The sequence below is a fragment of the Actinopolyspora mortivallis genome, from assembly GCF_003001495.1.
GTDB classification, from domain to species: Bacteria; Actinomycetota; Actinomycetes; order Mycobacteriales; family Pseudonocardiaceae; genus Actinopolyspora; species Actinopolyspora mortivallis_A.
Map to the genome: position 1 here is coordinate 391,354 of NZ_PVSR01000001.1, position 23,710 is coordinate 415,063.

21 protein-coding genes are annotated in these 23,710 nt (G+C 70.0%); 16 read left to right on the forward strand and 5 right to left on the reverse strand.

Annotated elements, in window-relative coordinates:
• Nucleotides 1-40 precede the first annotated feature (40 nt).
• Nucleotides 41-1,309 carry a lycopene cyclase family protein gene (locus CEP50_RS01785; RefSeq protein ID WP_106112138.1) on the reverse strand — a complete coding sequence of 423 codons (1,269 nt, stop codon included), beginning with the start codon at nucleotides 1,307-1,309 and terminating at the stop codon, nucleotides 41-43.
• 65 nt (nucleotides 1,310-1,374) lie between these two features.
• Here CEP50_RS01785 and CEP50_RS01790 point away from each other — a divergent pair, with 65 nt between their 5' ends.
• The 5 genes from CEP50_RS01790 to CEP50_RS01810 all read left to right on the forward strand — a co-directional run bounded on the left by CEP50_RS01790 (nucleotide 1,375) and on the right by CEP50_RS01810 (nucleotide 7,312).
• Nucleotides 1,375-2,973, forward strand: coding sequence for a deoxyguanosinetriphosphate triphosphohydrolase family protein (locus CEP50_RS01790; protein WP_106112139.1), 1,599 nt, complete (start codon nucleotides 1,375-1,377; stop codon nucleotides 2,971-2,973).
• Nucleotides 2,974-2,980: 7 nt separating this feature from the next.
• Nucleotides 2,981-3,658, forward strand: a complete 678-nt coding sequence (locus CEP50_RS01795) for an acVLRF1 family peptidyl-tRNA hydrolase (RefSeq protein ID WP_106112140.1) — start codon at nucleotides 2,981-2,983, stop codon at nucleotides 3,656-3,658.
• 345 nt (nucleotides 3,659-4,003) lie between these two features.
• Nucleotides 4,004-5,632: an ABC-F family ATP-binding cassette domain-containing protein gene (locus tag CEP50_RS01800; RefSeq protein ID WP_106112279.1), complete on the forward strand. Its 1,629-nt coding sequence runs from the start codon at nucleotides 4,004-4,006 to the stop codon at nucleotides 5,630-5,632.
• 394 nt (nucleotides 5,633-6,026) lie between these two features.
• Nucleotides 6,027-6,236 carry a helix-turn-helix domain-containing protein gene (locus tag CEP50_RS20720; protein ID WP_017975887.1) on the forward strand — a complete coding sequence of 70 codons (210 nt, stop codon included), beginning with the start codon at nucleotides 6,027-6,029 and terminating at the stop codon, nucleotides 6,234-6,236.
• 263 nt (nucleotides 6,237-6,499) lie between these two features.
• A complete protein-coding gene (locus tag CEP50_RS01810; protein WP_106112141.1) occupies nucleotides 6,500-7,312 on the forward strand; it encodes an enoyl-CoA hydratase/isomerase family protein in 813 nt (270 codons plus the stop codon).
• 141 nt (nucleotides 7,313-7,453) lie between these two features.
• Here CEP50_RS01810 and CEP50_RS01815 read toward each other — a convergent pair whose 3' ends face one another.
• Nucleotides 7,454-8,197 carry a sugar isomerase domain-containing protein gene (locus CEP50_RS01815; protein WP_106112142.1) on the reverse strand — a complete coding sequence of 248 codons (744 nt, stop codon included), beginning with the start codon at nucleotides 8,195-8,197 and terminating at the stop codon, nucleotides 7,454-7,456.
• Nucleotides 8,198-8,507: 310 nt separating this feature from the next.
• Here CEP50_RS01815 and CEP50_RS01820 point away from each other — a divergent pair, with 310 nt between their 5' ends.
• The gene (locus tag CEP50_RS01820; protein WP_106112143.1) at nucleotides 8,508-9,224 is read left to right on the forward strand and encodes an Imm1 family immunity protein; all 717 of its coding nucleotides are present in this window, start codon (nucleotides 8,508-8,510) and stop codon (nucleotides 9,222-9,224) included.
• A gap of 49 nt (nucleotides 9,225-9,273) precedes the next feature.
• Here the strand turns inward: CEP50_RS01820 and CEP50_RS01825 are convergent, their stop codons facing one another.
• Nucleotides 9,274-10,101 carry a M55 family metallopeptidase gene (locus CEP50_RS01825; protein WP_181188156.1) on the reverse strand — a complete coding sequence of 276 codons (828 nt, stop codon included), beginning with the start codon at nucleotides 10,099-10,101 and terminating at the stop codon, nucleotides 9,274-9,276.
• Between the two features lie 152 nt (nucleotides 10,102-10,253).
• On the opposite strand from CEP50_RS01825, the gene CEP50_RS01830 reads away from it, so the two are divergent.
• Genes CEP50_RS01830 through nikE form a run of 4 tightly spaced genes read left to right on the forward strand, consistent with a single transcriptional unit; the run spans nucleotide 10,254 to nucleotide 15,649 of the window.
• Nucleotides 10,254-12,107 carry an ABC transporter substrate-binding protein gene (locus CEP50_RS01830; RefSeq protein WP_181188157.1) on the forward strand — a complete coding sequence of 618 codons (1,854 nt, stop codon included), beginning with the start codon at nucleotides 10,254-10,256 and terminating at the stop codon, nucleotides 12,105-12,107.
• Nucleotides 12,108-12,111: 4 nt separating this feature from the next.
• Nucleotides 12,112-13,140 (forward strand): ABC transporter permease, encoded by a 1,029-nt coding sequence (locus tag CEP50_RS01835; RefSeq protein ID WP_106112146.1) that lies wholly within the window; start codon nucleotides 12,112-12,114, stop codon nucleotides 13,138-13,140.
• Nucleotides 13,140-14,042 (forward strand): ABC transporter permease, encoded by a 903-nt coding sequence (locus CEP50_RS01840; RefSeq protein ID WP_181188158.1) that lies wholly within the window; start codon nucleotides 13,140-13,142, stop codon nucleotides 14,040-14,042. Before CEP50_RS01835 ends, CEP50_RS01840 begins: the two co-directional genes overlap by 1 nt.
• Nucleotides 14,039-15,649, forward strand: coding sequence for a nickel ABC transporter ATP-binding protein NikE (gene nikE, locus CEP50_RS01845; protein WP_106112147.1), 1,611 nt, complete (start codon nucleotides 14,039-14,041; stop codon nucleotides 15,647-15,649). The genes CEP50_RS01840 and nikE overlap by 4 nt, the downstream gene beginning before the upstream one ends.
• A 32-nt stretch (nucleotides 15,650-15,681) precedes the next feature.
• On the opposite strand, the gene CEP50_RS01850 is transcribed toward nikE, so the two are convergent.
• Both CEP50_RS01850 and CEP50_RS01855 read right to left on the reverse strand, forming a co-directional pair.
• Nucleotides 15,682-16,314 carry a uridine kinase gene (locus tag CEP50_RS01850; RefSeq protein WP_106112148.1) on the reverse strand — a complete coding sequence of 211 codons (633 nt, stop codon included), beginning with the start codon at nucleotides 16,312-16,314 and terminating at the stop codon, nucleotides 15,682-15,684.
• Between the two features lie 77 nt (nucleotides 16,315-16,391).
• Nucleotides 16,392-17,330, reverse strand: coding sequence for a S66 peptidase family protein (locus CEP50_RS01855; RefSeq protein ID WP_106112149.1), 939 nt, complete (start codon nucleotides 17,328-17,330; stop codon nucleotides 16,392-16,394).
• A 255-nt stretch (nucleotides 17,331-17,585) separates the two neighbouring features.
• On the opposite strand from CEP50_RS01855, the gene CEP50_RS01860 reads away from it, so the two are divergent.
• The 6 genes from CEP50_RS01860 (at nucleotide 17,586) to CEP50_RS01885 (ending at nucleotide 23,704) form a co-directional block, all read left to right on the forward strand.
• Nucleotides 17,586-18,152, forward strand: coding sequence for a DUF3090 domain-containing protein (locus tag CEP50_RS01860; RefSeq protein WP_019853777.1), 567 nt, complete (start codon nucleotides 17,586-17,588; stop codon nucleotides 18,150-18,152).
• Between the two features lie 6 nt (nucleotides 18,153-18,158).
• Nucleotides 18,159-18,953, forward strand: coding sequence for an SCO1664 family protein (locus tag CEP50_RS01865; protein ID WP_106112150.1), 795 nt, complete (start codon nucleotides 18,159-18,161; stop codon nucleotides 18,951-18,953).
• A gap of 110 nt (nucleotides 18,954-19,063) precedes the next feature.
• On the forward strand, nucleotides 19,064-20,044 hold the full coding sequence (locus CEP50_RS01870; RefSeq protein WP_258174669.1) for an MBL fold metallo-hydrolase: 981 nt from the start codon (nucleotides 19,064-19,066) through the stop codon (nucleotides 20,042-20,044).
• A gap of 107 nt (nucleotides 20,045-20,151) precedes the next feature.
• Nucleotides 20,152-21,390: a cysteine--1-D-myo-inosityl 2-amino-2-deoxy-alpha-D-glucopyranoside ligase gene (gene mshC, locus CEP50_RS01875; protein WP_106112151.1), complete on the forward strand. Its 1,239-nt coding sequence runs from the start codon at nucleotides 20,152-20,154 to the stop codon at nucleotides 21,388-21,390.
• A 602-nt stretch (nucleotides 21,391-21,992) separates the two neighbouring features.
• Nucleotides 21,993-23,264, forward strand: a complete 1,272-nt coding sequence (locus CEP50_RS01880; RefSeq protein ID WP_106112152.1) for a sensor histidine kinase — start codon at nucleotides 21,993-21,995, stop codon at nucleotides 23,262-23,264.
• Complete coding sequence (locus CEP50_RS01885) at nucleotides 23,261-23,704, forward strand: roadblock/LC7 domain-containing protein (RefSeq protein WP_106112153.1); 444 nt, start codon at nucleotides 23,261-23,263, stop codon at nucleotides 23,702-23,704. The genes CEP50_RS01880 and CEP50_RS01885 overlap by 4 nt, the downstream gene beginning before the upstream one ends.
• Nucleotides 23,705-23,710 lie beyond the last annotated feature (6 nt).

The following is a 23,710-nucleotide window of genomic DNA, read 5'->3' on the forward strand; positions in this document are numbered from 1 at the left end:
ATCGCGGGCGGGCGGTGTGGTGACTCCCACAGCGCAGCGCTCACGAAGCACCACGCTCCGCGTCCTTTCCGTGGGGAAGTGGCCCCGTCCCCTCGGTCCTCTCATCCGGTCGTGGGCCACCGAGCAGCCCGGACCCGAGCCCGCCGAGAACCAGGTGTCGACGCAGCCACCAGGGGGAGTGGCGGAACAGCTCCGTCATCGCCCGGTGGCACTCGCCGGGGGTTCCTGTGGGCGAGAGGAAGGCGTGCCGCCACCGACGGCGCATCGTGAAGAACACGTCGAAGAAGTGGGGGACGGCCTCGGAGGGCATCGTGAGCAGCCCCTCGGCGGCACGCAGCCGCAGATGACGGGCGAGTCGGGCCCGGGGCGGCCACAGCACCCGCCGGGCGTTGTCGGCCGCCGCCACCGGACCCCGCCCCAGGGCCGCGGACACGGCGCCGGCGACCAGCGGTGCCAGCCGGAGAACGGCACCCACGCTGAACCCGGTGGCCGGGTGGATCAACCCGGCGGCGGCTCCGAAGGGGACGATTCCGAAGGGAACCGTTCGGGAGAACTCGGGCACGGGATCGTCCAGGACGAACCGCACCCTCTCCTCGGCCAGCCGGGGGCAGTGTTCCAGCCCCCGACCGGCCAGTCGGTTCCGCAGCCGCTCACGCAGCACGCCCAGGGGCAGTCCCGGCCGTCGGGCCAGCGCCGTCTCCTCCACCAGGACCCGTCGACCCGGAAGCGGAACCGCGTAGAGGAACGTCGGCCACCCCTGCCGCACGTGCGGGGGGCGGGTCCAGTCCATGAAGATCCCGCCCGCCCGGCCGAGCAGCGGAGCCGCGTTCTCGGCGTCGAGCACCACTCCCACGGCGGTTTGCTCGCTGGCCGTGCGGGCGGGGCGTCCCCCGCAGAGCACCCGGTTACCGCCGGAGGCGTCGACCAGCACCGTCGCCGAGAGTTTCCTGCCGTCCCGCAGCAGCACCGTCGGGCGAGTCCCGGCGTCCTCCACCGCGCGCACGGTTCCCGCCACCTCGCGGACCGATCTCCGGTGCAGGCTCCCGCGCAGCGCTGTGTTGTCCACCACGCAGTACTCGCCCTCCAGGGGGTGGGCGCGGGTGCCGACCGCGGTCATGCGGTCGGTGCCGGCGGCCACGACCGTGTCGTCGAAGGGAGGCGGGAGTTCCTCGCGCCACAGCGCGTAGGTGTGGGGCCATTCCCGCTCCGGGGCGGGGTCGACCAGGGTCACCCGCAGTCCGAGGTCCGCGCAGGCCGCCCCCAGGGACCGCCCGGCGGGACCCGCACCCACAACCAGCACGTCCGTCACGGGGCCATCAGACCACGAGGACGGTGCCTCCGTGGGGCGGGCCGGTGAGGCGGTAGCGTGACGTCATGGACAGCGAGCCGCCAATCGAGCGAACCGCGCGGCGTGGCGCTTCCGGTTCCGCCGGGGCAGCGGCCCCCGGCGAGGCCGCCCAGCCCGCCGATCTGGCTTCCAGCCCGTTCCGCGCCGACCGGGACCGGATCTCCAGTTCGGCCTTCTTCGCCCGCCTCGGCGGGGTCACCCAGGTCGTCAGTCCCAGTGGTTCGGGGCTGCTGCTGCACAACAGGCTCACCCACAGCCTCAAGGTGGCCCAGGTGGCCAGGGCGATCGCGGAGAGCCTGCTCGAGGACGCCGACAGCCGCGCCGTCCTGGAGCGGTTGGGCGGATGTGATCTCGACGTGGTCGAGGGAGCCGGACTCGCCCACGACCTCGGACACCCCCCGTTCGGCCACCTGGGAGAACGGGTCTTGGACCGCGTGGCGCGGCAGCGTTTCGGGATCGCGGACGGTTTCGAGGGCAACGCCCAGACCTTCCGGATCGTCAGCAGTGTGGACGTGCGCGGTGGCGGCGGGGACGGACTGGATCTGACCGCCGCGACGCGGGCGGCGTTGCTGAAGTACCCGTGGACGCGTCTGTCCCGCCCCGAACCCCATCCGAGCGGATGGTCCGTGCCTCCGCGCGGGGCCTCCGAACCGGAGGACGCGCCGGGAACCGGTGCCTCCAAGTTCTCGTGCTACGGCACGGAACTCGACGACATGCTGGACTGCCGGGCACCGTTCGCCGGACGTCTGCGGCAGTGGCAGCAGACCGTGGAAGCCTCGATCATGGACACGGCCGACGACATCGCCTACGCGATCCACGACCTGGAGGACTTCCACCGCGTGGGGATCCTGCAGCACGCCACGGTCTCCACGGAGCTGACCGAGTGGCTGGGCCGTTCCGCGGAGCTGGCCGCGCTGGACGACGGGGCGGTGGAGCGTGGGATCGAGCGTCCGGGCTACTCACTGGAGAGCCTGCGCCGGAGGCTGCACGCCAAGGACTCCTGGATCGCCGACGACGAGGCCTTCGTCAACGCGGTCAAGAAGGTCCAGGCCGACCTGGTGACCAAGCTGCTGGAACAGCCCTTCGACCGTTCCAAGCAGGCCGAGCAGGCCGTGGCCGCCTTCTCCGGAACGTGGACCAGACGGTTGGTGCGTGGTGTCCGGGTGGAGGAGGAACCCACGGTCCGCTCCGGGCACGTGCTGCTGGAGACCGAGCAGTGGCACGAGGTCCAGATCCTGAAGTTCGTGCACCGGCGGTTCGTGCTGCAACGCCCCGACCTGGCCCTGCACCAGCGGGGACAGGACCGGCTGGTGAGCAAGCTCGTGCAGGCCCTGGACGAGTGGTTGATCGACCGCAGCGAGTCCGCACGCCTGCCGCACCGGCTGCGCGACCTGTTCGAGCACGCCGTGGCCCAGTTCGAGCGGATGCGTCGCCGGGACCCTGAGTTGTTGGCCCCCTCGGGTGGTTCGCACGGTCCGCCCGACCGGGAGGCGCTGGAACGTATGGCCCGTGGTCGGGCGGTCATCGACTTCGTCGCCTCGTTGACCGACGAGCAGGCGGCGGCGCTGTTGGAGTCGTTGTCCGGACGTACCACCCAGCTGTGGTCGGACACCTTCGTGCTGTGAGCGTGTCGTGAGCAGAGTGCGACAGTTGCCGGGAGGCGGCAGAGCGGTCGAGGTGGAACCGGAGAGGCTGCTCGGCTGGTTCGAGCGTTTCGCGGCGAACCACGGGGGGACGGAGTCCACCACGGTGGAACCCCGCCACGTCCGGGTGCTCACCTCCGATGGGGCGAGCGCCACCGTGCGCGTTCCCTTCGAGGCACTCTCCCCGCCCCACGGAACCCGTCCCGGCCTGGAGGTGGACGGGCTGGTCGAGCACGTCGGCAGGAGACGTCGGACGGGGCTGGTGCTGGCACGGCACGGGGCGCACAGTGTCGGGGTGGCCCAGGGGGAGGAGGTGCTGTTCTCCTCCACGGACCGGCATCACCTGCAGGGCAGGAGCAAGGCCGGTGGCTGGTCCCAGAAGCGCTACGCGCGCAGAAGGCAGGGCCAGGCGCGCAGGGCGGTGGGCGCGGCGGCCGACACGGTGGCCGAGGTGCTCCTGCCGGAACGGGAACGGCTGGAGGGGCTGGTGCTCGGTGGGGACCGTGGGGTGCTGTCCGAGCTGGGCTCCGACACCCGGCTGGCCGAGCTGTGGCGGTGGGCTGAGCCCCGTGTGCTGGACGTGGCCGAACCCCGGCGCTCGGTGCTGGAGCAGGCCGCCCGCCGTGCCCGTGCCGTGGAAGTGGAGGTCCGGGAACCCACCGGGTGAGCGGCCCGCTGCCGGCTCCGACGTGGTGCTCCGTGCTCCGTCCGCCGCACGCCGGCGGAGTGTGGGCGGAGAGGAGAAATCCTTGTCGTGCCGCTCTGCGGGGCGGGTATACTCGGTGCGGCTCGTGACCGGCCGCTTTCCGTGGCTCGTGACCTCGTCGGGCTCGGACGTCCGGCCGTTTCGCATGGCTGTTCCGCGGGCTGCCGCCTCGGTTCGTGGGGTCGCGTCCCGCAGCGGGACGCGGGAGTCCGCCCGCCCGACGCGTCCGCTGTTCCCGCCGAGTCCCGGGGGTGGCTGTGCCCCTGTAAGTTCGTGTGCCCGATACGTCTCGATCCGGAGTTGTCGTTGATCTCTGCGAATGGCCTGGAACTCAGGGCCGGTTCCCGCATCCTGCTCTCGGACGCGACCCTGCGCGTCCAGCCCGGTGACCGGGTGGGTCTGGTCGGACGCAACGGTGCCGGCAAGACCACGACCCTGCGGGTGCTGGCCGGTGAGGGGGAGCCCTACGGAGGCGAGATCACCCGGCACGGCGAGATCGGTTACCTGCCGCAGGACCCGAGGGAGGGGGACCTCTCGGTCACCGCCCGCGACCGGGTGCTGTCCGCGCGCGGACTGGACCGGATCCTGCGCGACATGGACAAGGCCCAGACCGAGATGGCCGAACTCGTCGACGAGCGGGAGCGCGATCGCGTCATTCGCAGGTACGGCAAGTTGGAGGAGCGTTTCGCCGCGCGTGGTGGTTACGCCGCCGAGGGCGAGGCGGGGCGGATCTGTGGCAATCTCGGACTGCCGGACGGGGTGCTGAACCAGCCGCTGGGGACCCTGTCGGGAGGCCAGCGCAGGAGGGTGGAGCTCGCCCGCATCCTGTTCGCCGCCTCCGAGGCCGGTCCCGGTGGGCGTTCCAACACGACCCTGCTGTTGGACGAGCCCACCAACCACCTGGACGCCGACTCGATCACCTGGCTGCGGGACTTCCTCAAGGCCCACGACGGTGGTCTCGTGGTGATCAGCCACGACGTGGAACTCATCGACGCGGTGGTCAACAAGGTCTGGTACCTCGACGCGGTGCGCGGCGAGGCCGACGTGTACAACATGAACTGGCAGCGTTACCAGGAGGCCCGCGCCGACGACGAGAAGCGCAGGCGCCGGGAGCGGGCGAACGCGGAGAAGAAGGCCTCCGCGCTCAAGGCCCAGGCCGAGAAGCTGGGGGCGAAGGCGACCAAGGCCGTGGCCGCCAAGAACATGGCCCGGCGTGCCGAGGAGATGCTGGCCGACCTCGACGAGGAACAGGCCGTGGAGAAGACGGCCAGGATCCGTTTCCCCGCTCCGGCGAACTGCGGCAGCACGCCGTTGACGGCCCGGGGACTGTCGAAGTCCTACGGGTCGCTGGAGATCTTCAGCGGGGTCGATCTGGCGGTGGACCGCGGTTCCAAGGTGGTGGTGCTCGGGTTCAACGGCGCGGGCAAGACCACGCTGTTGCGTCTGCTGGCCGGGATGGAGTCGCCCGACGCGGGGCAGGTGCAGCCGGGGTACGGCCTGCGGATCGGCTACTACGCCCAGGAGCACGAGACCCTGGACACCGACGCCACGGTGTGGGAGAACATCCGCGGGGTGGCCCCGGGAACCCCGGAGCAGGAGCTGCGCACCCTGCTGGGGGCCTTCCTGTTCAGCGGGGAACAGCTCCAGCAGCCGGCGGGGACCCTGTCCGGTGGGGAGAAGACCCGGTTGGCGTTGGCCGGGCTGGTCTCCAGCGCCGCGAACGTGCTGCTGCTGGACGAGCCGACCAACAACCTCGACCCGGCCAGCCGGGAGCAGGTGTTGGACGCGCTGCGCAGTTTCACCGGAGCGGTGGTGCTGGTCACCCATGATCCGGGTGCGGTCGAGGCGCTCGAACCGGAACGGGTGATCCTGCTGCCCGACGGCAGCGAGGACCACTGGTCCGAGGAGTACATGGATCTGGTCCAGCTGACCTGATCTCCGGACCCGGGCCGTTCCGGTCGTGCCGCTCGGAACGCGTTCGTTTTCTCGGAAAGTGTTCGTCCTGTCGGTCGTGCGTGGTCGACAGGAGCTCGGGCGGGGGGGCTTCCCGCTCGGGGAGGGGAACCCCGTGTGGTCGGGATCTCTCCCGTGGAGGGCGTGTTTTTCCCGGGCAATCCTGACGCAGCGACCTCGGCCGTGTCCGAAACGAATTGTTGATCTTGGTTTTCGGTTCCCCATATCGCATTTTCAAGATCAATAGGAATATATTTGCCGGCAGTGGGGGATCTGTTGCCGAGGTCGTCTGGCGTTTCCGGCTTTCCTGTTCGATCATTGGCTTGACAGGGGTCGTGAACGGCCCTACCTGTTCTACGGGGAAGGCGGGGAGACTGTGGTTGATCTGAAGAAGGGTGCGCGAATCACCGGAAGCGCACGAGACAAGTTGGCCAGTGATCTGAAGAAAAAGTACGAGAAGGGAGCGAGCATTCGGTCACTCGCGGAGGCGACCGGCCGTTCCTACGGCTTCGTCCACCGCGTGTTGGTCGAGTCGGGAGTGCAATTGCGCGGGCGCGGAGGAGCGACCCGATCCAAGAAGAAATAACCTTTCACCGTCGTGCGGCGTGCCCGGCACGCTGGTGGTGCCGGGCACGCCGTGCCCGCAGCGCCGAGTTCGGCGGTGGCATCCGAGGCCACGACGCGCGCGGTGTGTCGAAGGACTCCGGCCGGAGCGTCGTGCGGGAGACCGGCGGTAACCCGCCTCGTGTCCGAAGGCTCGGCTCGGTGACCGCCTCCGCACCGCCGTGGGAGCGGGCCTAGAGTGGTGCCCGTCTTCGACCACTGTGGTGCATCGCGACGGAGGACCGCTTGACGGAATCGGCAATTGACCCCGGCCTGCTCGAACGCGGACACGTTCGGCTGACGGTCAGTGGAGCCCGTGCCACGATCGTGCTCGACCGCCCGGATCGACTGAACGCGCAGACGCCGGACACGTGGAAGGCGTTACGCGAGATCGGACAGAACCTCGCCGACGAGGTGCGCGTCGTCGACGTGCGTGCCACGGGACGGGCGTTCTCCGCGGGGCTGGACCGCCGCCTGTTCGAGGCCGAGGAGGTGGACGGCTCGCCCGGTCTGCTCTCGTTGGCCTCCCGTCCGGTGGAGCAGGCGGACGCGGAGATCGCCGCGTTCCAACAGGGGTTCAGCTGGCTGCGTGACCCGGAAAGAGTGACGATCGCAGCCGTGCGTGGCCACGCCATCGGGGCGGGTTTCCAACTGGCGCTTGCCTGTGACCTGCGGGTGGTGGCCGAGGACGCTGGCTTCCGCATGGCGGAGACCGGTCTCGGCCTGGTCCCCGACCTGGGCGGCACGCTTCCGCTGGTGCAGACCGTCGGTTACTCCAGGGCCGTGGAGATGTGCCTGACCGGGCGGGAGGTCTCCGCCGAGGAGGCGCTGCGTGTCGGACTGGCCAACTCGGTGGTGGCCTCCGAGGAACTGGAGGCGGCCACCGACCGGCTGGCCGACGCCGTGGTGCGGGCACCGCGGGGAGCCGTACGGGAGACCCTGGCGTTGTTGTCCCAGGCGAGCGAGGCCGAGGACCCGGAGCAGCAGCTCGCCGCGGAGCGGGCGGCCCAGCTTCGCAGGCTCGGCGAGCTGAGCGGTGCCACTACCTCGGAGGAGTGAACGACGGCGCGGTCCCGGCGGGGAGCGGATCCCCGCCGGGACCGGGCGCGCCGGTGCCGACTCCCGGCGGTGCTCCAGTTCGGTCTAGACCAGTTGGGTCGTTCGGGTGCCCGATCCGAACAGGCCCGTGCCCATGGTGGATCAGCGCAGCGGGGGGATCCGTCGACCGTACTGCTCCAGTTGGGCGGCGTTGGCCTCGTCCCCACCGGGGACGTTCGAGCTGCGCCACCACGGCAGGACCACTCCGTGGGCACCGGCCCGTTCGTAGGTCTCCACCATCAGCAGGTTCCACAGGAACATGTTGGCCAGCGAGGAGGCCGGGGCGGTGGCGGGGCGGGACTCCGGATACGTGGTGTCCCCCGGCGGAACCAACGTGTCCAGCACCAGGGTCGCCTGTTCGGCGAGGGTGCCCGCCGCCGTGCGGCGCGGCGCCCCGGCGGAGGCCGCCCGGGAGGTGACCGCCACCACCGCGCACCCCTGCTGCCGGGCGGTGGCCGCCAGCTCGACGGGGTAGGGATTGATCCCGGAGTTGGAGAAGACCACCAGTATGTCGGTGGTGCCGTCCACCCCGGCCTCCCGCAGTGTCCTCTCGGCGAGACCCTCCTCGCGTTCGGTGGCCGTGCTGGTCGCCGCCCCGTGCAGCGGGAGCAGTTCGGGTTGGTACAGCGGGTGTACGGCGGCGAGCCCGCCCGCCCGGTAGAAGCTCTCCATCACACCGGCCAGGGAGTGTCCCGCCCCGGCGGTGTGGATCAGCCCGCCCGAGGTGACGCACTCGATCAGCAGTCCCGCCGCCTCGGCCAGCGCTTCCTCGTTGTGTTCGGCCACCCGATCCAGCTCCCGCAGGCTCTGTTCGGCGTGTTTGCGCGCGTGGGAACCGTCCGACATACCGTCCTCTCGATCGATACTGTGCGGTGGGATCCGATCCTCGCAGCAACACGGCCTCCTCGGGACGCCGGTGTGGCGGATCGCTCCGTGTCCCCGGGACCGGTGCGGCACGACGCTCCGTGCCCGACTCCCTCCCGGGGGTGGTGACCGGCCGGGGCCTCGGTAGGCTTCCCCGCGGGATCGTGCTCGGTCACCGCCGCGCCCTCTTCCGAGGGCGGGCTGGCAACATGATCACGGCAGCCCGGTGGCGGAGAGGGTTCGAACGGTGCCACCAGGCAATCGGGTACACGGATGGAAACGCGGGGAAAGCATGTCGAATCCGCCGTCGCACGACGAGTCCGCTGCCCCGGAGAACCTTTCGGAAGTGTTCGCCCGGCTCACGGACGTCCCGCTGGAACAAGTGGACAAACTGGTCGAGACGGTCGAGTCCGCCTACGCGGACCTGAACAGGGTGATGGAACACCCCTACTGGGCGGACCTGGTCTTCCACCAGGGATCCACACTGCGCGCCCTGCGCGAGGCCCGCGCTGAGCTGGACGCCTTCCGGGCCGAGGCCACCGGGGCGCGCAACACGGAACTCGGGATCATGGTGGCCACCGGGGTCATCGACGGCAGGCGGGAGTACGCCGAGGACGAGGAGAGCAAACGGGCCCTGGTCGAAAGGCTGCTCCGTCCCCCACGACAGGGGCTGGCCTGCCACCTCTACGTCTGGGACCGACCGCACGAGGACGACCAGGTTCCCGGCCCCTACCAGCACATTCGCGTGGTCACCTCCCCCGAGGAGGAGATGGGGGCGCTGACCTTCACCGAGGAGCAGGAGGACGGCCAGCTGTACTCCTGGCAGACCCACAACCGGGACCAGCCCGAGGGGGTGCCGACACTGCGTTTCGACCTGGGCAGCGCGTTGACCTTTCCGCGCAGTTCCGTGGTCGGGTTCTCCGAGCTGCGCACCGCGCTCGACGAGTTCGTGCGCACCGGCGAGTGCCCGCGCAGCGTGGAGTGGCGCCAGGCCCGGTGGGGGGAGTGAGCGCTTCCGGCGGTGCGGTCCCGTGGCCGCCGCCTCGCCCCCGCCGGACTCATCCGTAGGTCTCCTGGGCCGCCCTGGAGGCCACGGTGGTGACCACTTTGAAGGTCCGCATCGCCGTGGTCATGTCCGTGGCGTCGAAACCGATCCGCCGGAGCGAGAGCTGTTCCACAGTGGGCACGAGAGCGGCCGCCGCCGCGAGGTGGGCAGCGGCGAACTCCACCTCGATGCGGTGTGCGCCGACGGAGGGCTCCTCGCCGCCGGCCAAACTCATGGCCTCCTCCGCGGCGGCCCGGATGGAGGCGGCCGTGCGTTCGGGGGTGGCACACACCGCCGCGTACCTGCTCACGCACTCCTTCACCGGGACGGTCCGGCACCGGGGGGCGTAGGATCCGGCCTCCTCACAGGTCAGGTCGTCGCCGGTCACCAACAGCACCGGAACCCCGTGTTCGGCGGCCAGGGCCGCGTTCAGCCTTCCCTCGCTGGCGTGCACCCCGTCCAACCACACCCCGGTCAGACCGCTCTCCAGGTAGGTGTGTGACAGCACCCCCTCCGCGCCCGCGCCGGTGTGGTAGCCGAGCAGGACCACGCCGTCCACTCCGGAGTCGATCCCCTCCATCATCGACAGCGGCTTGTGTCGTCCGGTGAGCATCCCGGCCCGGGAGTCGAGCCGTTCGAGCAGCAGATGCCGCTGGATCGAGTGGGCCTCGTTGACCAGGGTCTCGGTGGCCCCTCCCGCGAACAGGCCGGCCACGCAGGCGTTGACGTCCCCGGTGAACAGCTCGCGGAACCGTTGCCAGGGTTCGGTTCCCGCGATCACGTCCTGGGGGCCGGTCACGCCGGTGGCCCCCTCCATGTCGGCAGAGATCAGAATCCGCACGCCGACCACGATAGGTCCGTCTCCGCGCCCGGGCATTCCCCGAAACGGTCCCGACGCCGTTCTCGCCCGCGCCACGCCGAGGCGGTGAACCATTGACGCGGAACCTCGCGGGGTGGTTCTTTGTGGACACGTACCGCGAGGGAGTGATCACCATGCGTGTGAGTGCTGTCGGAGTCCGCACGGCACGACCCCGCGCAGTGGTGCTGATCCCCCTCCTCGTCGCCGCCCTGTTGGTCCCGTCCGCGCCCTTCGCCCACACCGGAACCGCCCAGACGCGGCACGACCGGGCGGCCGCGGACGGTGAGGTCACGCTGCGCGTCGGGATCCAGCAGGAGTTCGACTCGCTCAACCCCTTCCTCGGGTTCAGCCTGGCCGCCACCGACGTCTTCCGCCTGATCTATCCCACCCTGACCACCTACGCCCCGGAGGACTTCTCGGTGATGCCGGAGCTGGCCACCGAGTGGACGTCCTCACCCGACAAACTCACCTGGACCTTCCGCATCAGGAAGGGGGTCAGCTGGTCGGACGGGGAACCGGTCACCGCCGCCGACGTCGTCTACACGTTCGAGCGCATGATGAACGACCCGGCCGCGGCCACGGCCAACGGGAACTACGTGGACAACGTCGCCGAGGTCCACGCTCCCGACGCGCGGACGGTGGTGATCAGGACGGAGACTCCCCAGGCCACGATGCGTTCCCTCGCCGTTCCGATCGTGCCCGAACACGTCTGGTCCGGGGTCGACGACGTGGCCGGCTTCGCCAACCAGCGCATGCCCGTGGTCGGCAGCGGCCCCTTCGTGGCCACCGAGTACCGCCCCCAGCAGTACCTCACCCTGGAGGCCAACGAGGACTTCTGGCGCGGTCCGCCCACCGTGGACCGACTGCGGTTCGTGAACTTCGAGAACAGCGACGCCGCGGTGCAGGCGCTGCGCAAGGGCGACATCGACGTGGCCAGGGAGCTGACCCCGGCGCAGTTCGACGCGTTGGACGGAGCGCACGACATCGAGCGGGTACGCGGCAAGGGCCGCAGGTTCTACGAGATCGTGCTGAATCCGGGTGCGGCCAACAGCGCGGGTGCCCCCATAGGGACCGGTCACCCCGCCCTGCGGGACGTGCGGGTGCGCCGGGCGATCGACCACGCCGTCAACCGTGCCGAACTCGTCGACCGGGTGCTCGGTGGCTACGGCACGGTCGGGGCGGGCTACCTGCCCCCCATCTTCCGGAAGTACTACTGGACCCCTGCCGAGGAACAACGACGTTCCTTCTCGATCGAGACCGCCAACCGCGCCCTGGACGAGGCCGGCTACCCCCGGGGGGCGGACGGGATCCGTCGTGGTCCCTCCGGGAAACCGCTGGACTTCGAGTTCGTGCTGCACGGCGACTCCGCCACCGACGCGCTGGTGGGCGAGTTCGTCCAGGAGTGGCTGGCCCGGGTGGGAATCCGGGTGCGACTGCTGCCGGTCTCGGACAACCAGGTCAACCAGCGCACCACCGCCGGTGACTTCGACATGGTCGTCAGCGGCTGGTCGGTCAACCCCGACCCGGACTACGTGCTGCGGTTGCAGACCTGCGGAGCCCGTCCCGACCCCGGTGGGGGTGGGCTGCCGGACAGTTTCCTCTGCGACCGGCGTTACGACGAGCTGTACCGGCGTCAGCTCACCGAGTTCGACGAGTCCGAACGCGTGGAGACGGTGAAACGGGCCCAACAGCGGTTCCACGAGATGGCCACGGGACTGATCCTGTTCTACCCGAACGCGTTGGAAGCCTACCGGGCGGACCGCTTCTCCGGCTTCCTTCGTCAGCCCGCCGAGCGGGGAGTGATCACGGCCCAGCAGGGCTACTGGGGTTACTACCGTGCCGAGCCCACCGAGCAGGCACGCACGGCCGGAGGCGGCGGTGGCTACCGTTCGGCGGCCCTCGCGCTCGGAGGGGCACTGCTGCTCGGGGGCCTCGTGGTGGCCGCCGTGACCGTCCACCGTCGTCGCACCGCCGAACACCGGGAATGAGCCCATGACCGACACGCTCGAACACGGGAGGCCACACCGTTCCGGAACCGTTCCGCGGACGCTCGGCTTCGTGGCACGGAAACTGGGCGGTGCCGCGGTGAGCCTGGCCCTGGTGGCGGTGTTGGGCTTCTTCCTCTTCCGGGTGCTGCCCGGCGACCCGGCCCGGACCATGACCAGGTCCGCCCCGGTCAGTGCCGAGCAGTTGGCGCAGCTGCGTCATCGTTTCGGGCTGGACCAGCCGTTGTACGTGCAGTTCCGGGACTTCCTCGTGAACCTGGCACGGGGGGACCTGGGCACCTCCTACACCTACAACAGACCGGTGACCGAGCTGATCGGAGAACGGCTCGGTCCGACCGTCCTGCTGGTGGGTACCGCGACGGTGCTCGCCGTGCTGCTGGGGCTGTGGCTGGGGACGCGGGCAGCGTGGCGGCACGGTACGGCCACCGATCGCTGGTTCACCTCGGTCGGGTTGACACTGTGGTCGGTACCGACCTTCTGGCTGGGACTGTTGCTGCTCATGGCGTTCGGGGTGGGGGTGGGGCCGCTTCCGGGACTGTTCCCCGTGGCCGGGATGTCCTCGCCCGACGTGCCGCCCGGTGTGCTGCCCCGGGTGCTCGACGTGGGCCACCACATGGTGCTGCCGTGCGTGACGCTGGTCGCGGTGATCCACGCGCAGTTCATGATGGTGATGCGTAGTTCCCTGCTGGAGGAGATGGGTGCCGAGTACCTGACCACGGCCCGGGCGAAGGGGCTGCGCGACGACGCGGTGCGCCGGGGGCACGCGGTTCCCAACGCGTTGCTGCCCACGGTGACGTTGGTCTTCCTTCACCTCGGGACGGTGGTGGCCGGGGCCATCACGGTGGAGACCGTCTTCTCCTGGCCCGGGCTCGGACTGCTGACCTACGAGGCACTGCGGGTGCCCGATCTCCCCCTCCTGCAGGGGACCTTCGTCGTCCTCGCGAGCAGCGTGATCGTCATGAACACGCTGGCCGAACTGTTGTACCGGGTTCTCGATCCACGGGTGCGTGCCTGATGACCACCGGAGGCCCTTCCGCCGACGTCCGTGCCCGTCGACCGTCCACCCTGGCGGAGGGGTGGCGGGCCTACCGCAACGAGCGGGGAGGTGTGTTCGGACTCGCGGTGCTCGTGCTCGTCGTGTTGTTGGCCCTGTCGGCTCCGCTGCTGACTGATCCGGCCGGGTTGGACGTCACCCGGGTGGAGGACGCGCCGCTGCAACCGCCGGGGGCCGGCCACTGGCTGGGCACGGACGAGTCCGGGCGTTCGGTGCTGCTGTTGACCTGGTGGGGGGCACGGGTCTCGCTGCTGGTGGGTTCCTGCGCGGCGGCGCTGTCGATGGTGATCGGAACCCTGGTGGGGGTGACCGCGGCCCACTTCGGGGGCTGGACGGACACCGTGCTGCTGCGACTCACCGACTTCTTCCTGGTGCTTCCGGCCCTGGTGCTGGCCATCGCCCTGTCGACGGTGCTGTCCCGGGGCGTGTTCACCATCGTACTGGCCATTGGGGTCACTTCCTGGCCGCAGACGGCCAGGCTGGTGCGGGCGCAGACCCTCACGGTGCAGACCCGGCCCTATGTGGAACGGGCCAGGGCCCTCGGTGGCGGTCACCGACACGTGCTCGGCAGGCACGTGCTGCCGGCGGTGCTGCCGCTGGTGTTCGCCACCACGACGCTGACGGTGGCCAGCGCCATCATCGCCGAGTCCACACTGTCCTTCTTGGGACTCGGCGATCCGAGTCGGACCTCCTGGGGAGCGATGCTGAAGTCGGCCATGGACACCGGGGCGGTCACGGCGGGAGCCTGGTGGTACCTGCTTCCCCCCGGGCTCGGTATCGCGGTGGTCGTGCTCGCCTTCACCCTGTGCGGGCGTGCGCTGGAGACCGTGCTGAACCCGAGGCTGCGGGGGGAGGGGCGATGACGTCTGTCCTGCGACTGTGCGATGTCTCGGTGGACTACGCCACACCGGCGGGACCGCGCCGTGTGGTGGACCGGGTGAACCTGGGGCTGGACCCCGGCGGAACGCTGGGGCTGGCGGGGGAGTCGGGGTGCGGCAAGACCACGCTCGCGCTCGCGGTACTGCGGCTGCTGCCCCGCACGGCCCGGGTGCGGGGGCGGGTGCTGTTGAACGAGCAGGACGTGAGTCAACTGACCTGGGGCGGGTTGCGGGCCGTGCGTTGGGCCGGTGCCTCGGTGGTGTTCCAGGGGGCGATGCACGCCCTCAACCCGGTGCGCACGGTGTTCGACCAGATCGCCGAGCCCGTGCGGGTGCACTCCGTCGAACGTCCTGCGGTCTCGGCGCTGCGGGAGCGCGTGCGCGAGCTGCTCGAGCGGGTGGAGCTGCCTCCGGAACGGGCGAGGGCCTATCCGCACGAGCTCTCCGGAGGGCAGCGGCAGCGTGTGATGATCGCGATGGCGTTGGCCTGTGAACCGAGCCTGGTCATCGCGGACGAGCCCACCACCGCGCTGGACGTGGTGGTCCAGGCCCAGGTCATGGACGTGCTGCGGCGTGCAGTGCGGGAACGGGGAGCCGCGTTGCTGATGATCAGCCACGATCTGTCGGTGCTGGCCGGAACCTGCCATCGCCTGGCGGTGATGTACCGGGGCGCCGTGGTGGAGCAGGGGGAGACCGCGCGGCTGGTCACGGCCCCCGAACACCGGCACACCCGTGAGCTGGCCGCGGCTTTTCCGACCGTGGGGGACGCGGGATCGCGCCACGTCGACGGTTCCGCCGGATCGGAGGGGCGCGGGAACGCGCTGCTCTCCGCCCGTGGGGTCGGGGTGACCTTCGTGGACCGCTCGCGGACGCGGACGAGGGCGGTGCGGAACGTCGATCTGGAGGTGTGCGCGGACGAGACAGTCGCCCTGGTGGGGCAGTCGGGGTCGGGCAAGACGACGCTGGCGCGGACCCTGCTGGGGCTGTGCCGTCCCGACACGGGGCGGGTCCGCTACCGCGGGGTCGAACCGGGCTCCTCCTCCGGGAGCCTGCGTGAGTTCCGCAGGCAGGTGCAGCTGGTCGCCCAGGATCCGACCGGGGCGCTCAACCCGCGCCACACCGTCTACGAGGCGGTCGCCGAGGGGCTGCGGATCCACCGGGACGTGGTCGGGGAGGCGGAACGGGTCCGGGCCGCTCTCGAAGCGGCCGAACTGCGTCCCGCCGCCGACTTCGTCGGGCGTTTCCCCCACGAGCTCTCCGGAGGACAACGCCAACGGGTGGTCATCGCCGGGGCGCTGGTGCTCGAACCCGCCGTGCTGGTCGCCGACGAACCCGTCGCCTCGCTGGACGCGACCGTGCGCGGTGAGATCCTGGAACTGTTGCTGGGGCTGCGTCGTCGACGCGGACTGTCCGTGCTGGTGATCACGCACGACCTGGGGCTGGCCTGGAGCATCGCGGACCGGGTGGCTGTCATGCGTGCCGGGGAGCTGGTGGAGCAGGGGCCGGTGGAACGGGTGCTGACCGAGCCGGAGCACGAGTACACCAGAGCCCTGCTGGCGGCCGTGCCCTCGCTGCCTCGCGTGGTCGACTGACCGGATCGTGTGTCCGCCGTCGCGAGGTGTGCTCAGTCGAGGGCGTCCACCACGGCCGGGCGCTCCGGGTGGTCCATCCTGATTACCCGGTCGGCGGTGCGTTCCGGACGGGTCCGCCTCGCGTACTCGGCGAATGCGGGAAGCTGCCAGCGGTCCTCGACGGGGGTCTTGCGGTGCAGTACCTTCTCCGAGACCCACAGGTGCACCGTGAGGTCGAAGTCCAGGTCGTGTCCCAGCAACAGGGGACCCTCGACCAGGGCCACTCCCCGTTCACCCAGGTCCGTGCGCTCCAGACGGGGGGAGCGGTCCCTGTCCGGGTCCCACAGGGCCGGGAGCACGCGGCCGCTGCCACCGGGGGCCAGCGGGGCGAGTACCTCACGGTTCAGTCCCGCGAGGTCGAACCAGTCGTCGCGCAGGCTCTCGGGGTTGTGGCGTCCCCTCTCGAACCGCAGCGAGGCCGGTCGCAGGTAGTCCCACATCCCGACGCGCACGGCCCGGACACCCGCCACACGCAGGGTACGGACCAGGGAGTCGGCCAGCTCGCGCGTTCCGGAGACCGGATGGCCGTCGAGCGCGATCCGCGTTCCCGGCGGGCGTGCCCGCCGCGTGACGGTCTCGGCCAGTTCGGCCACCAGGTTCTCGGAGGTGGTGGGGCGTACTCGCATGGGGTCGGCGACTCCGCTCCAGGGTCGGTTCCACGTCGGCAAGCCGGGTCCGTGCGTGCGGGCTCCGAGTGAGGAGACTATTCCCGAGCGGGGAAGGGGCCGGTGTGGATCACCAGCCTCCCGGCGTCGGCGTCGAGCTCCGCGGGCAGCCCCAGTGGGACGGTGAGCTGCCCGGCGCAGTGCCCGAATCCCATCTCCCAGGCCACGGGGAGGCCGAGGTCACCGAGGATCTCGGACATGGTCTGCCGGACTCGCTCGGGCTCCCCGCAGCGCTCCCACGAGCCGAGGGCCACCCCGGTGGCGTGGTCGAACCATCCGGACCGCCGGAGCTGGGTGAGATAGCGGTCGAGCTGGTAGGGCTCCTCGGTGACGTCCTCCAGCAGCACCAGGGTCCGTTCCGGAGGGCGGGGCGGTGGGCTGGTGCCCAGCGTTCCGGCCAGTACGCTGAGGTTCCCTCCGTGGAGGACTCCCCGGGCGTGGCCTCCCACCAACGGTTCCGCTGTGCTTCCGGCGAGGACGCGCCCCTCCACCGGGTGGAACAGTGCCTCGTGCAGGTGTCGTCGGGCCACGGGGTCCTCGGTGAAGGCCGAGGTGGCCGGCATCGGTCCGAACAGGGTGGGGACGCCGAGCCGGCGGTACAGGGCTTCGTGCAGGGCGGTGACGTCACTGGAACCGACGAGGGTTTTCCCGGGGGCGGCGGCCATGCTCGTCCAGTCCAGCTCGTCGAGTGTCCGCAGGGTTCCGTATCCGCCGCGTGCGCACAACACGGCCGAGACCTCCGGTGAGCACCACGCCCACAGCAGGTCGGCGGCGCGGGCGGCGTCCGAGCCCGCAAGGTAGTCCACCAACGGGTGACGGTCCAGCACGTGTTTGCCGAGCAGCACCCGCAGACCCCAGGACTCGAGTTCGGCGACTCCGGCACGCAGCTGCTGTTCGGGGACCGGTCCGGCCGGAGCCACCACGGCCACGGTGTCTCCGGGACGCAGGGGAGCGAGTGGGGCGGCACTGTTGGTCATGTTTTCCTCTCGGGACGGCCGTCGTTGTCCGGCCGGAACGTGACGTCTTCGACGGTCTCCGCCCACCGAGAGTAACCCCGCCGGCTGGAGAATCATGATGTTCGCGGAAGGCGAACAATCCCACGGTTTTCGGAGAAAGCCCCGGTGAGGCCGGAATGGGTGTGGCAGCGAACGCGTTACCAGCAACGGATCCCCGGCCGTGACAGGGGCGGGGCTGCACGATCCGCGCGACGGTGACTTAGTGTCGAGGGTGTCATGGCTCGTGTCATCCACGTATTCCGTCAGCCCGACCGCTTCATCGTGGGAACGGTCGGAGAGCCCGGCGAGCGTACCTTCTATCTGCAGGCCACCGAGGACTTGCGGACGGTGAGCGTTCAGCTGGAGAAGCAGCAGGTGTCGGTGTTGACCGAACGCATCGACGCGCTGCTGGAGGAGGTGCAGCGCCGGTTCGACACCGAGCTGCCCGCCGAACCCCCCGCCGAACTCGTCGACTCCGGTCCCCTCGAAGTCCCCGTCGAGGAGGAGTTCCGGGTGGGCACCATGGGGCTCGGCTGGGACGCCGAGACCGAGGCGGTGGTCGTGGAACTGCTCGCCGCCACCGAGGAAGAGGTGGACGAGTCGGTGGTGCTCGACGACACAGAGGAGGGCCCCGACGCGGTCCGTGTCTTCCTCAGCGCCGCCTACGCCCGCGCCTTCGCGGAGCGAGCCCAGCGAGTGATCGAGGCCGGACGCAAACCGTGTCCGTTGTGTTCGGAGCCGCTGGACCCGAACGGCCACATCTGCCCACGCCAGAACGGATACCGGCGTTCGGAGGAGGAGTAGCGGATCGTGCTCTCCGACGATGTCGCCGCCGAGTTGTTGGCCAACGGGCGGATCGAGGTTCGGGGGCGACTGGTCGAGGCATCCAACGCGACCCTGCTCTGTTCCGTGGAACACGAAGGGGTACGTGCCGACTGCGTGTACAAGCCCGTGCGCGGGGAAAGGCCGCTGTGGGATTTCCCGGACGGGACGCTGGCCGGGCGTGAGGTCGCTTCGTACCTGCTCTCCGAGGAGATCGGGTGGCGGTTGGTCCCACCCACCCGGTGGCGGGACGAGGCCCCGTACGGGCCGGGAATGCTCCAGTTGTGGGTGGACACCGAGCAGGACACCCAGCTCGTCGACGTGCTGCCCCCAGACAACGTGCCCTCCGACTGGCTGAGTGTGCTGCACGCCCGGGACGAGGAGGGCAACCCGCTGGTACTGGCCCACGCCGACCATCCCGGCCTGCGCAGGCTGGCGATTCTCGACGTGGTGCTCAACAACGCCGACCGCAAGGGCGGCCACGTCCTCGTTCCCGGTGACGGGCGGGTGCTGGGAATCGACCACGGAGTGAGCCTCAACGTCGACGACAAGCTGCGCACGGTGTTGTGGGGCTGGTTGGGGCAGCCGCTGGGAGACTCCGCCGTGGAACACCTACGGCGGTTACGGGCCCGCCTGGACGACTCGTTCGCGGCCCTGTTGGCCGAGTACGTCTCCCCGAAGGAGATCCGGGCCACCGCCGACCGGATCGACCGGCTGTTGCAGCAGGGAGTGTTACCGGCTCCCTCCGGGGAGTGGCCCGCGATTCCCTGGCCGCCGTTCTGAGCTGTCCTGCGCCTGCCCGCGTGCCGGTGCGCGGTTCACCCGGTGGGGTGTTACGAACCCTCTCGTGAGGATGGCAGGCTCGGGAGCTCCGCGGAGTCGCGTGTTCACCGGTGGGTTCCAGCGCGGAGGCGGTCGAGATGATGTGGGGTGTTCCGTACCGGGGACGTTTCGTCGAGCGGCTGGAGAGTTCACCGCCGCGCCCGTGGGAGGTGCTGCGGTACCGCGGTGGAACCAGCCCCGGTCGTACGGAGCTGGACCGCAGGCTCGTCCCCCGGTGTGACGGACGGCTTCCCGAACTCGGGCCGGGTGAGGTGTCACTCACCTGGATCGGGCATGCCACCTTCCTGCTCCGCACTCCGGAGCTGTGTCTGCTGATCGATCCGGTGTGGTCGGCGCGGATCCCTTTCGTCCGTCCCCGTCTGAGCCCTCCCGGGATGGCTTTCGACGCGTTGCCGCCGGTGGACGCGGTGCTGATCAGCCACGACCACTACGATCACCTGGACGCGGCCACGGTACGTCGTCTTCCGCGCGACATCACGGTGCTCGTGCCGCTGGGACTGGGCCACTGGTTCACCCGAAGAGGTTTCACGGATGTTCGGGAGGCGGACTGGTGGGACGTCACCCTGCTCGGCACGACCCGGTGCGACTTCGTTCCGGCACGGCACTGGAGCAGACGCGGGGTGTGGGACTTCTGCCGCAGTCTGTGGGGTGGCTGGGTGGTGACCACCGCCCACGGGCGGAGGCTCTACCACGCGGGGGACACCGGGTACGGACCGTTCTTCGCGGAGATCGGGCGGAGGTTCCCGGAGATCGACACGGCTCTGCTGCCGATCGGGGCCTACCACCCCGTCGAGGTGATGCGGACCGTGCACCTCACTCCCGAGGACGCGGTGCGGGCGGCCCGTGACCTCGGTGCTCGCGAGCTCGTGGGGATGCACTGGGGCACCTTCGCGCTGACCGGCGAACCCGTTGCCCAGCCGATGGAGCGGTTGCGTCGGGAGTGGTCCGCGGCAGGCGGGCGGGGACAGCGACTCCGGGAGGTCGCTGTGGGGCAGACGTGGGTGTTGTCCGCGCGATCGGCCCCGGAGTGAGGCACCCGCACGGCCGCCCTCGGGAGGGGCGACGGCGACCGTGACGCCCCGGGCGGGGTGCGCGGCCCGCAACCGTGGTGCCGACGCGGGGGACTAGGGTCGAACACATGCAACCCTGGTCGTCGGTTTCTGTTCCCGGCCTGCCCGGCAGGGCTCGGCCGTTACACCTGTTCGACACCGCGACCGGCGAGGTGAGACCCGTCGGGACCGGCCCGCAGGCACGAATGTACGTGTGCGGAATCACTCCCTACGACGCCACGCATCTGGGGCACGCCGCCACCTACCTGGCGTATGACCTGGTGCACCGGTTGTGGCTGGACAACGGCTACGACGTGCACTACGTGCAAAACGTCACCGACATCGACGATCCCCTGCTGGAAAGGGCCGAGCACGACAACGAGGACTGGGTCGTGCTGGGGATGCGGGAGACCGCGTTGTTCCGGGAGGACATGGCCGCGTTGCGCGTGCTGCCCCCGCACGACTTCGTCGGTGCGGTCGAGGCGATCCCCGAGATCGAGCGCGCCGTGGCCGAACTCCTCGCCTCGGGAGCGGCCTACCGGGTCGACGACGAGTACCCGGACGTCTACTTCCACAAGGACGCCACCGGCCGGCTCGGGTACGAGTCGGGCTACAGCCTCGCCGAGATGAACGAGGTCTTCCCCGAGCGGGGCGGTGACCCGCAGCGTCCTGGCAAGAAGGACCCCCTCGACGCCCTGCTGTGGCGGATGGCCCGCCCCGGTGAGCCCTCCTGGGACTCGGAGGAGCTCGGAGCGGGCCGGCCCGGTTGGCACCTGGAGTGCTCGGTCATCGCGCTCAACCGGTTGGGGATGGCCTTCGATCTGCAGGGGGGAGGGTCGGACCTGGCGTTCCCCCACCACGAGTTCAGCGCGGCCCACGCCGAGGCGTTGACCGAGCGGCACCCCTTCGCCCGACACTACTCCCACACCGGCATGGTGGGGCTGGACGGGCAGAAGATGTCCAAGTCCAAGGGCAACCTCGTGTTCGTCTCCCGGCTGCGGGGAGACCGAGTGGACCCCATGGCGATCAGGCTGGCTCTGCTGGGCCAGCACTACCGCAGTGACCGTTCCTGGACCGCCGACCTGCTCACGGCCGGGGCCGCGAGGTTGGCGCGGTGGCGACAGGCCGTGACACTGGACCGGGGTCCGGAGGCCGAGACCACACTGGATCGGATGCGGGAACGGCTCGGCGACGATCTGGACACCGAGTCGGCGTTGCGTGCCGTCGACGAATGGGTCGAGCAGGCCCTCTGCGGGCAGGGCAGTGATCCGCGGAGTCCGTCCTTGGTCAGGGACGCCGTGGACGCTCTGCTGGGTGTGGCGTTGTGACCCTTCCTCCGTGGACCTTCGGGAAACTCCGAGTTCGTTCGGAGTTTCCCGAGGGGCTCAGCGGGAACCGCTCAGCGTGACAATTGTCGTCGCTGCCGGTATTCGGCTTTCCCGAAAAGCGGGAAATCCCCGTGGAACGGTGCTTACCGGGTCCGTGTGTTGTTTTCCCGGCCGAACGAAATACGGTCGGGGATAGTCGTCCGGTGTGTTCGGACCTTTTTCCGGAAGGGTTCCGGGTCTGACCCGTCGAGTGGTCACTCTCGGTGTTCTTCCTCCGGAAGCGGTCCCGATTCTCCGGGAAAATCGGACACGCACGGTGTCTCGCTTTTCGGTGCGAAGCGCTCCCGTCCTCATTCGTGATGCGGTGAGCTGCGTTTCCGTTCCCTCTGCGAATCGTGGTCGATATGTGTCCGGCTGCTCCGTTGTGGTGAACTCCACTGAAACGAATCACGTCGTCGGCACTCGTCATTCTGCTCCAACCAGGGGCGTCGTACACTCTGACGCGCCGGTCTGATTGGATCTTGTGACATGAGTCCGCACGGAGCCCGGATCGGTGCTACGCGCTTTGGTTGCGAGGTGGGACGGTGAGTCGGGTATGGGAGATGCTCGAACGTTCGCGCAGAACGTTGCGGGAGGGAACGGCCAGACAACGGTTGGAGGGTTCCACCAGACAGCTGTTGCAGCGTTCCCGCGAGACCGTGGCCCAGATCATCGGACCGACCTCCCCGCGTGAGTCCGGCACCCAGGACGTGCTGGCCGGGGTGTGTTCCAGCGTGGCCCTGCGCGACCTGAACCTGGTGGACTCGTTACTCGAACAGCTCGAGCGGATGGAGGCCGAGGAGGACGATCCGGAAGCCCTGGACCGGCTCTACCGGCTCGACCATCTCGCCACACGGCTGCGGCGCAACGGGGAGAACCTGCGTGTGTTGGCCGGCAGGGACGCGGGCGGAACGCGTCCGGAGTCGGCCGCGCTGGTCGACGTCGTCCGCGCGGGGATGTCCTCCATCGAGCAGTACGGCAGGGTGGAGTTCGGGAAGGTGACCGATCTGGGCGTGGTCGGCCCGGCCGCCGACGACGTCAGTCGGTTGTTGGCCGAACTGCTGGACAACGCCACGGTCCATTCCCCACCGGACTCGGCGGTGACCGTCAGCGCGCACCTGACCGAGCAGGGAAGTGTCATGGTGCGGGTCGAGGACTCGGGGATCGGTCTGCCCGCGGCGCGGCTCTCCGCGCTGAACGAGCGGTTGGCCAGTGCCCCCGTGCTCGACCGCGAGGCGGTGCGACACATGGGACTGGCAGTGGTGCGCAGGCTGTCGGCCCGGCACGGGATCCGGGTGTGGTTGTCCCGCCGTGCTCCGCACGGAACCACCGCCTCGGTGCTGCTTCCGTCCACCCTGGTGCACGAACGTCACCGGCCGGATTCCCGCGGCGGTGGGAAGGACCCTTCCAAGGGCACCTCCGGAGTCCCCGGGACACGCCCCACTCCGACCGCTCCGGTGGGGAGAGCCCGGACGGAGAACCCCTCCGGTACGGAGGAGCGAAGCGGGCCGACCGCACCACGGGAGCGGACCTCCGCGCCGCCCACGACGGAGGAACCGGCCTGGCCTTCCGAGGACCAGCAGACTCCGCGACAACGGGAGACGGAGTCCTCGACCACCGCGAACGGACTGCCGCGCAGGGTTTCGCAGAGTCTGAAGGGGTCCTCGGCGGCCCGCCAGGACGCCCCCACCCCCGCGGACCGGGGCACGGGGGTGGACATGCGCCGTAGCCACGAGCAACTGTTGGCCGATCTGGGTGCTTTCGCCGAAGGCGAGTGGGAAGCCAAACAGGCCGGTCAGGACGACAACGACGACGCCGAGAGGTCACAGCAGTGACGGCTGCAGAAGACAGTGCCCAGCCCCCGAACTTCGACTGGTTAGTCGACGACTTCGTGCACAGAGTGCACGGTGTCACCCACGCGTTGATCCTGTCGGCGGACGGTCTTCCGCTGGCGGGGTCCTCCTCGGTCACCAATGACGAGGCCGAGCAGTTGGCGGCGATCTCCAGTGGTCTGCTCAGCCTGGCCCAGAACGGGTCGGCGCTGTTCGACAAGGGGGCCTGTGAGCAGATCATCATCAGGCTCAACCACGGCTACTTCCTGTTCATGGGGATAGGAAGCGGTGCCGGGTTGGCCGTGCTCACTTCCTCGGAGGCACAGATGCGGGTGGTCGCCTACGAGATGACCCAGTTCGTCGAGAACACCGGACACGCGTTGACCCCCGAGGTTCGGGCCGACCTGCGGCGGGTGGTCACCGCCAGGCGACCGAGTGACTGATCGGTT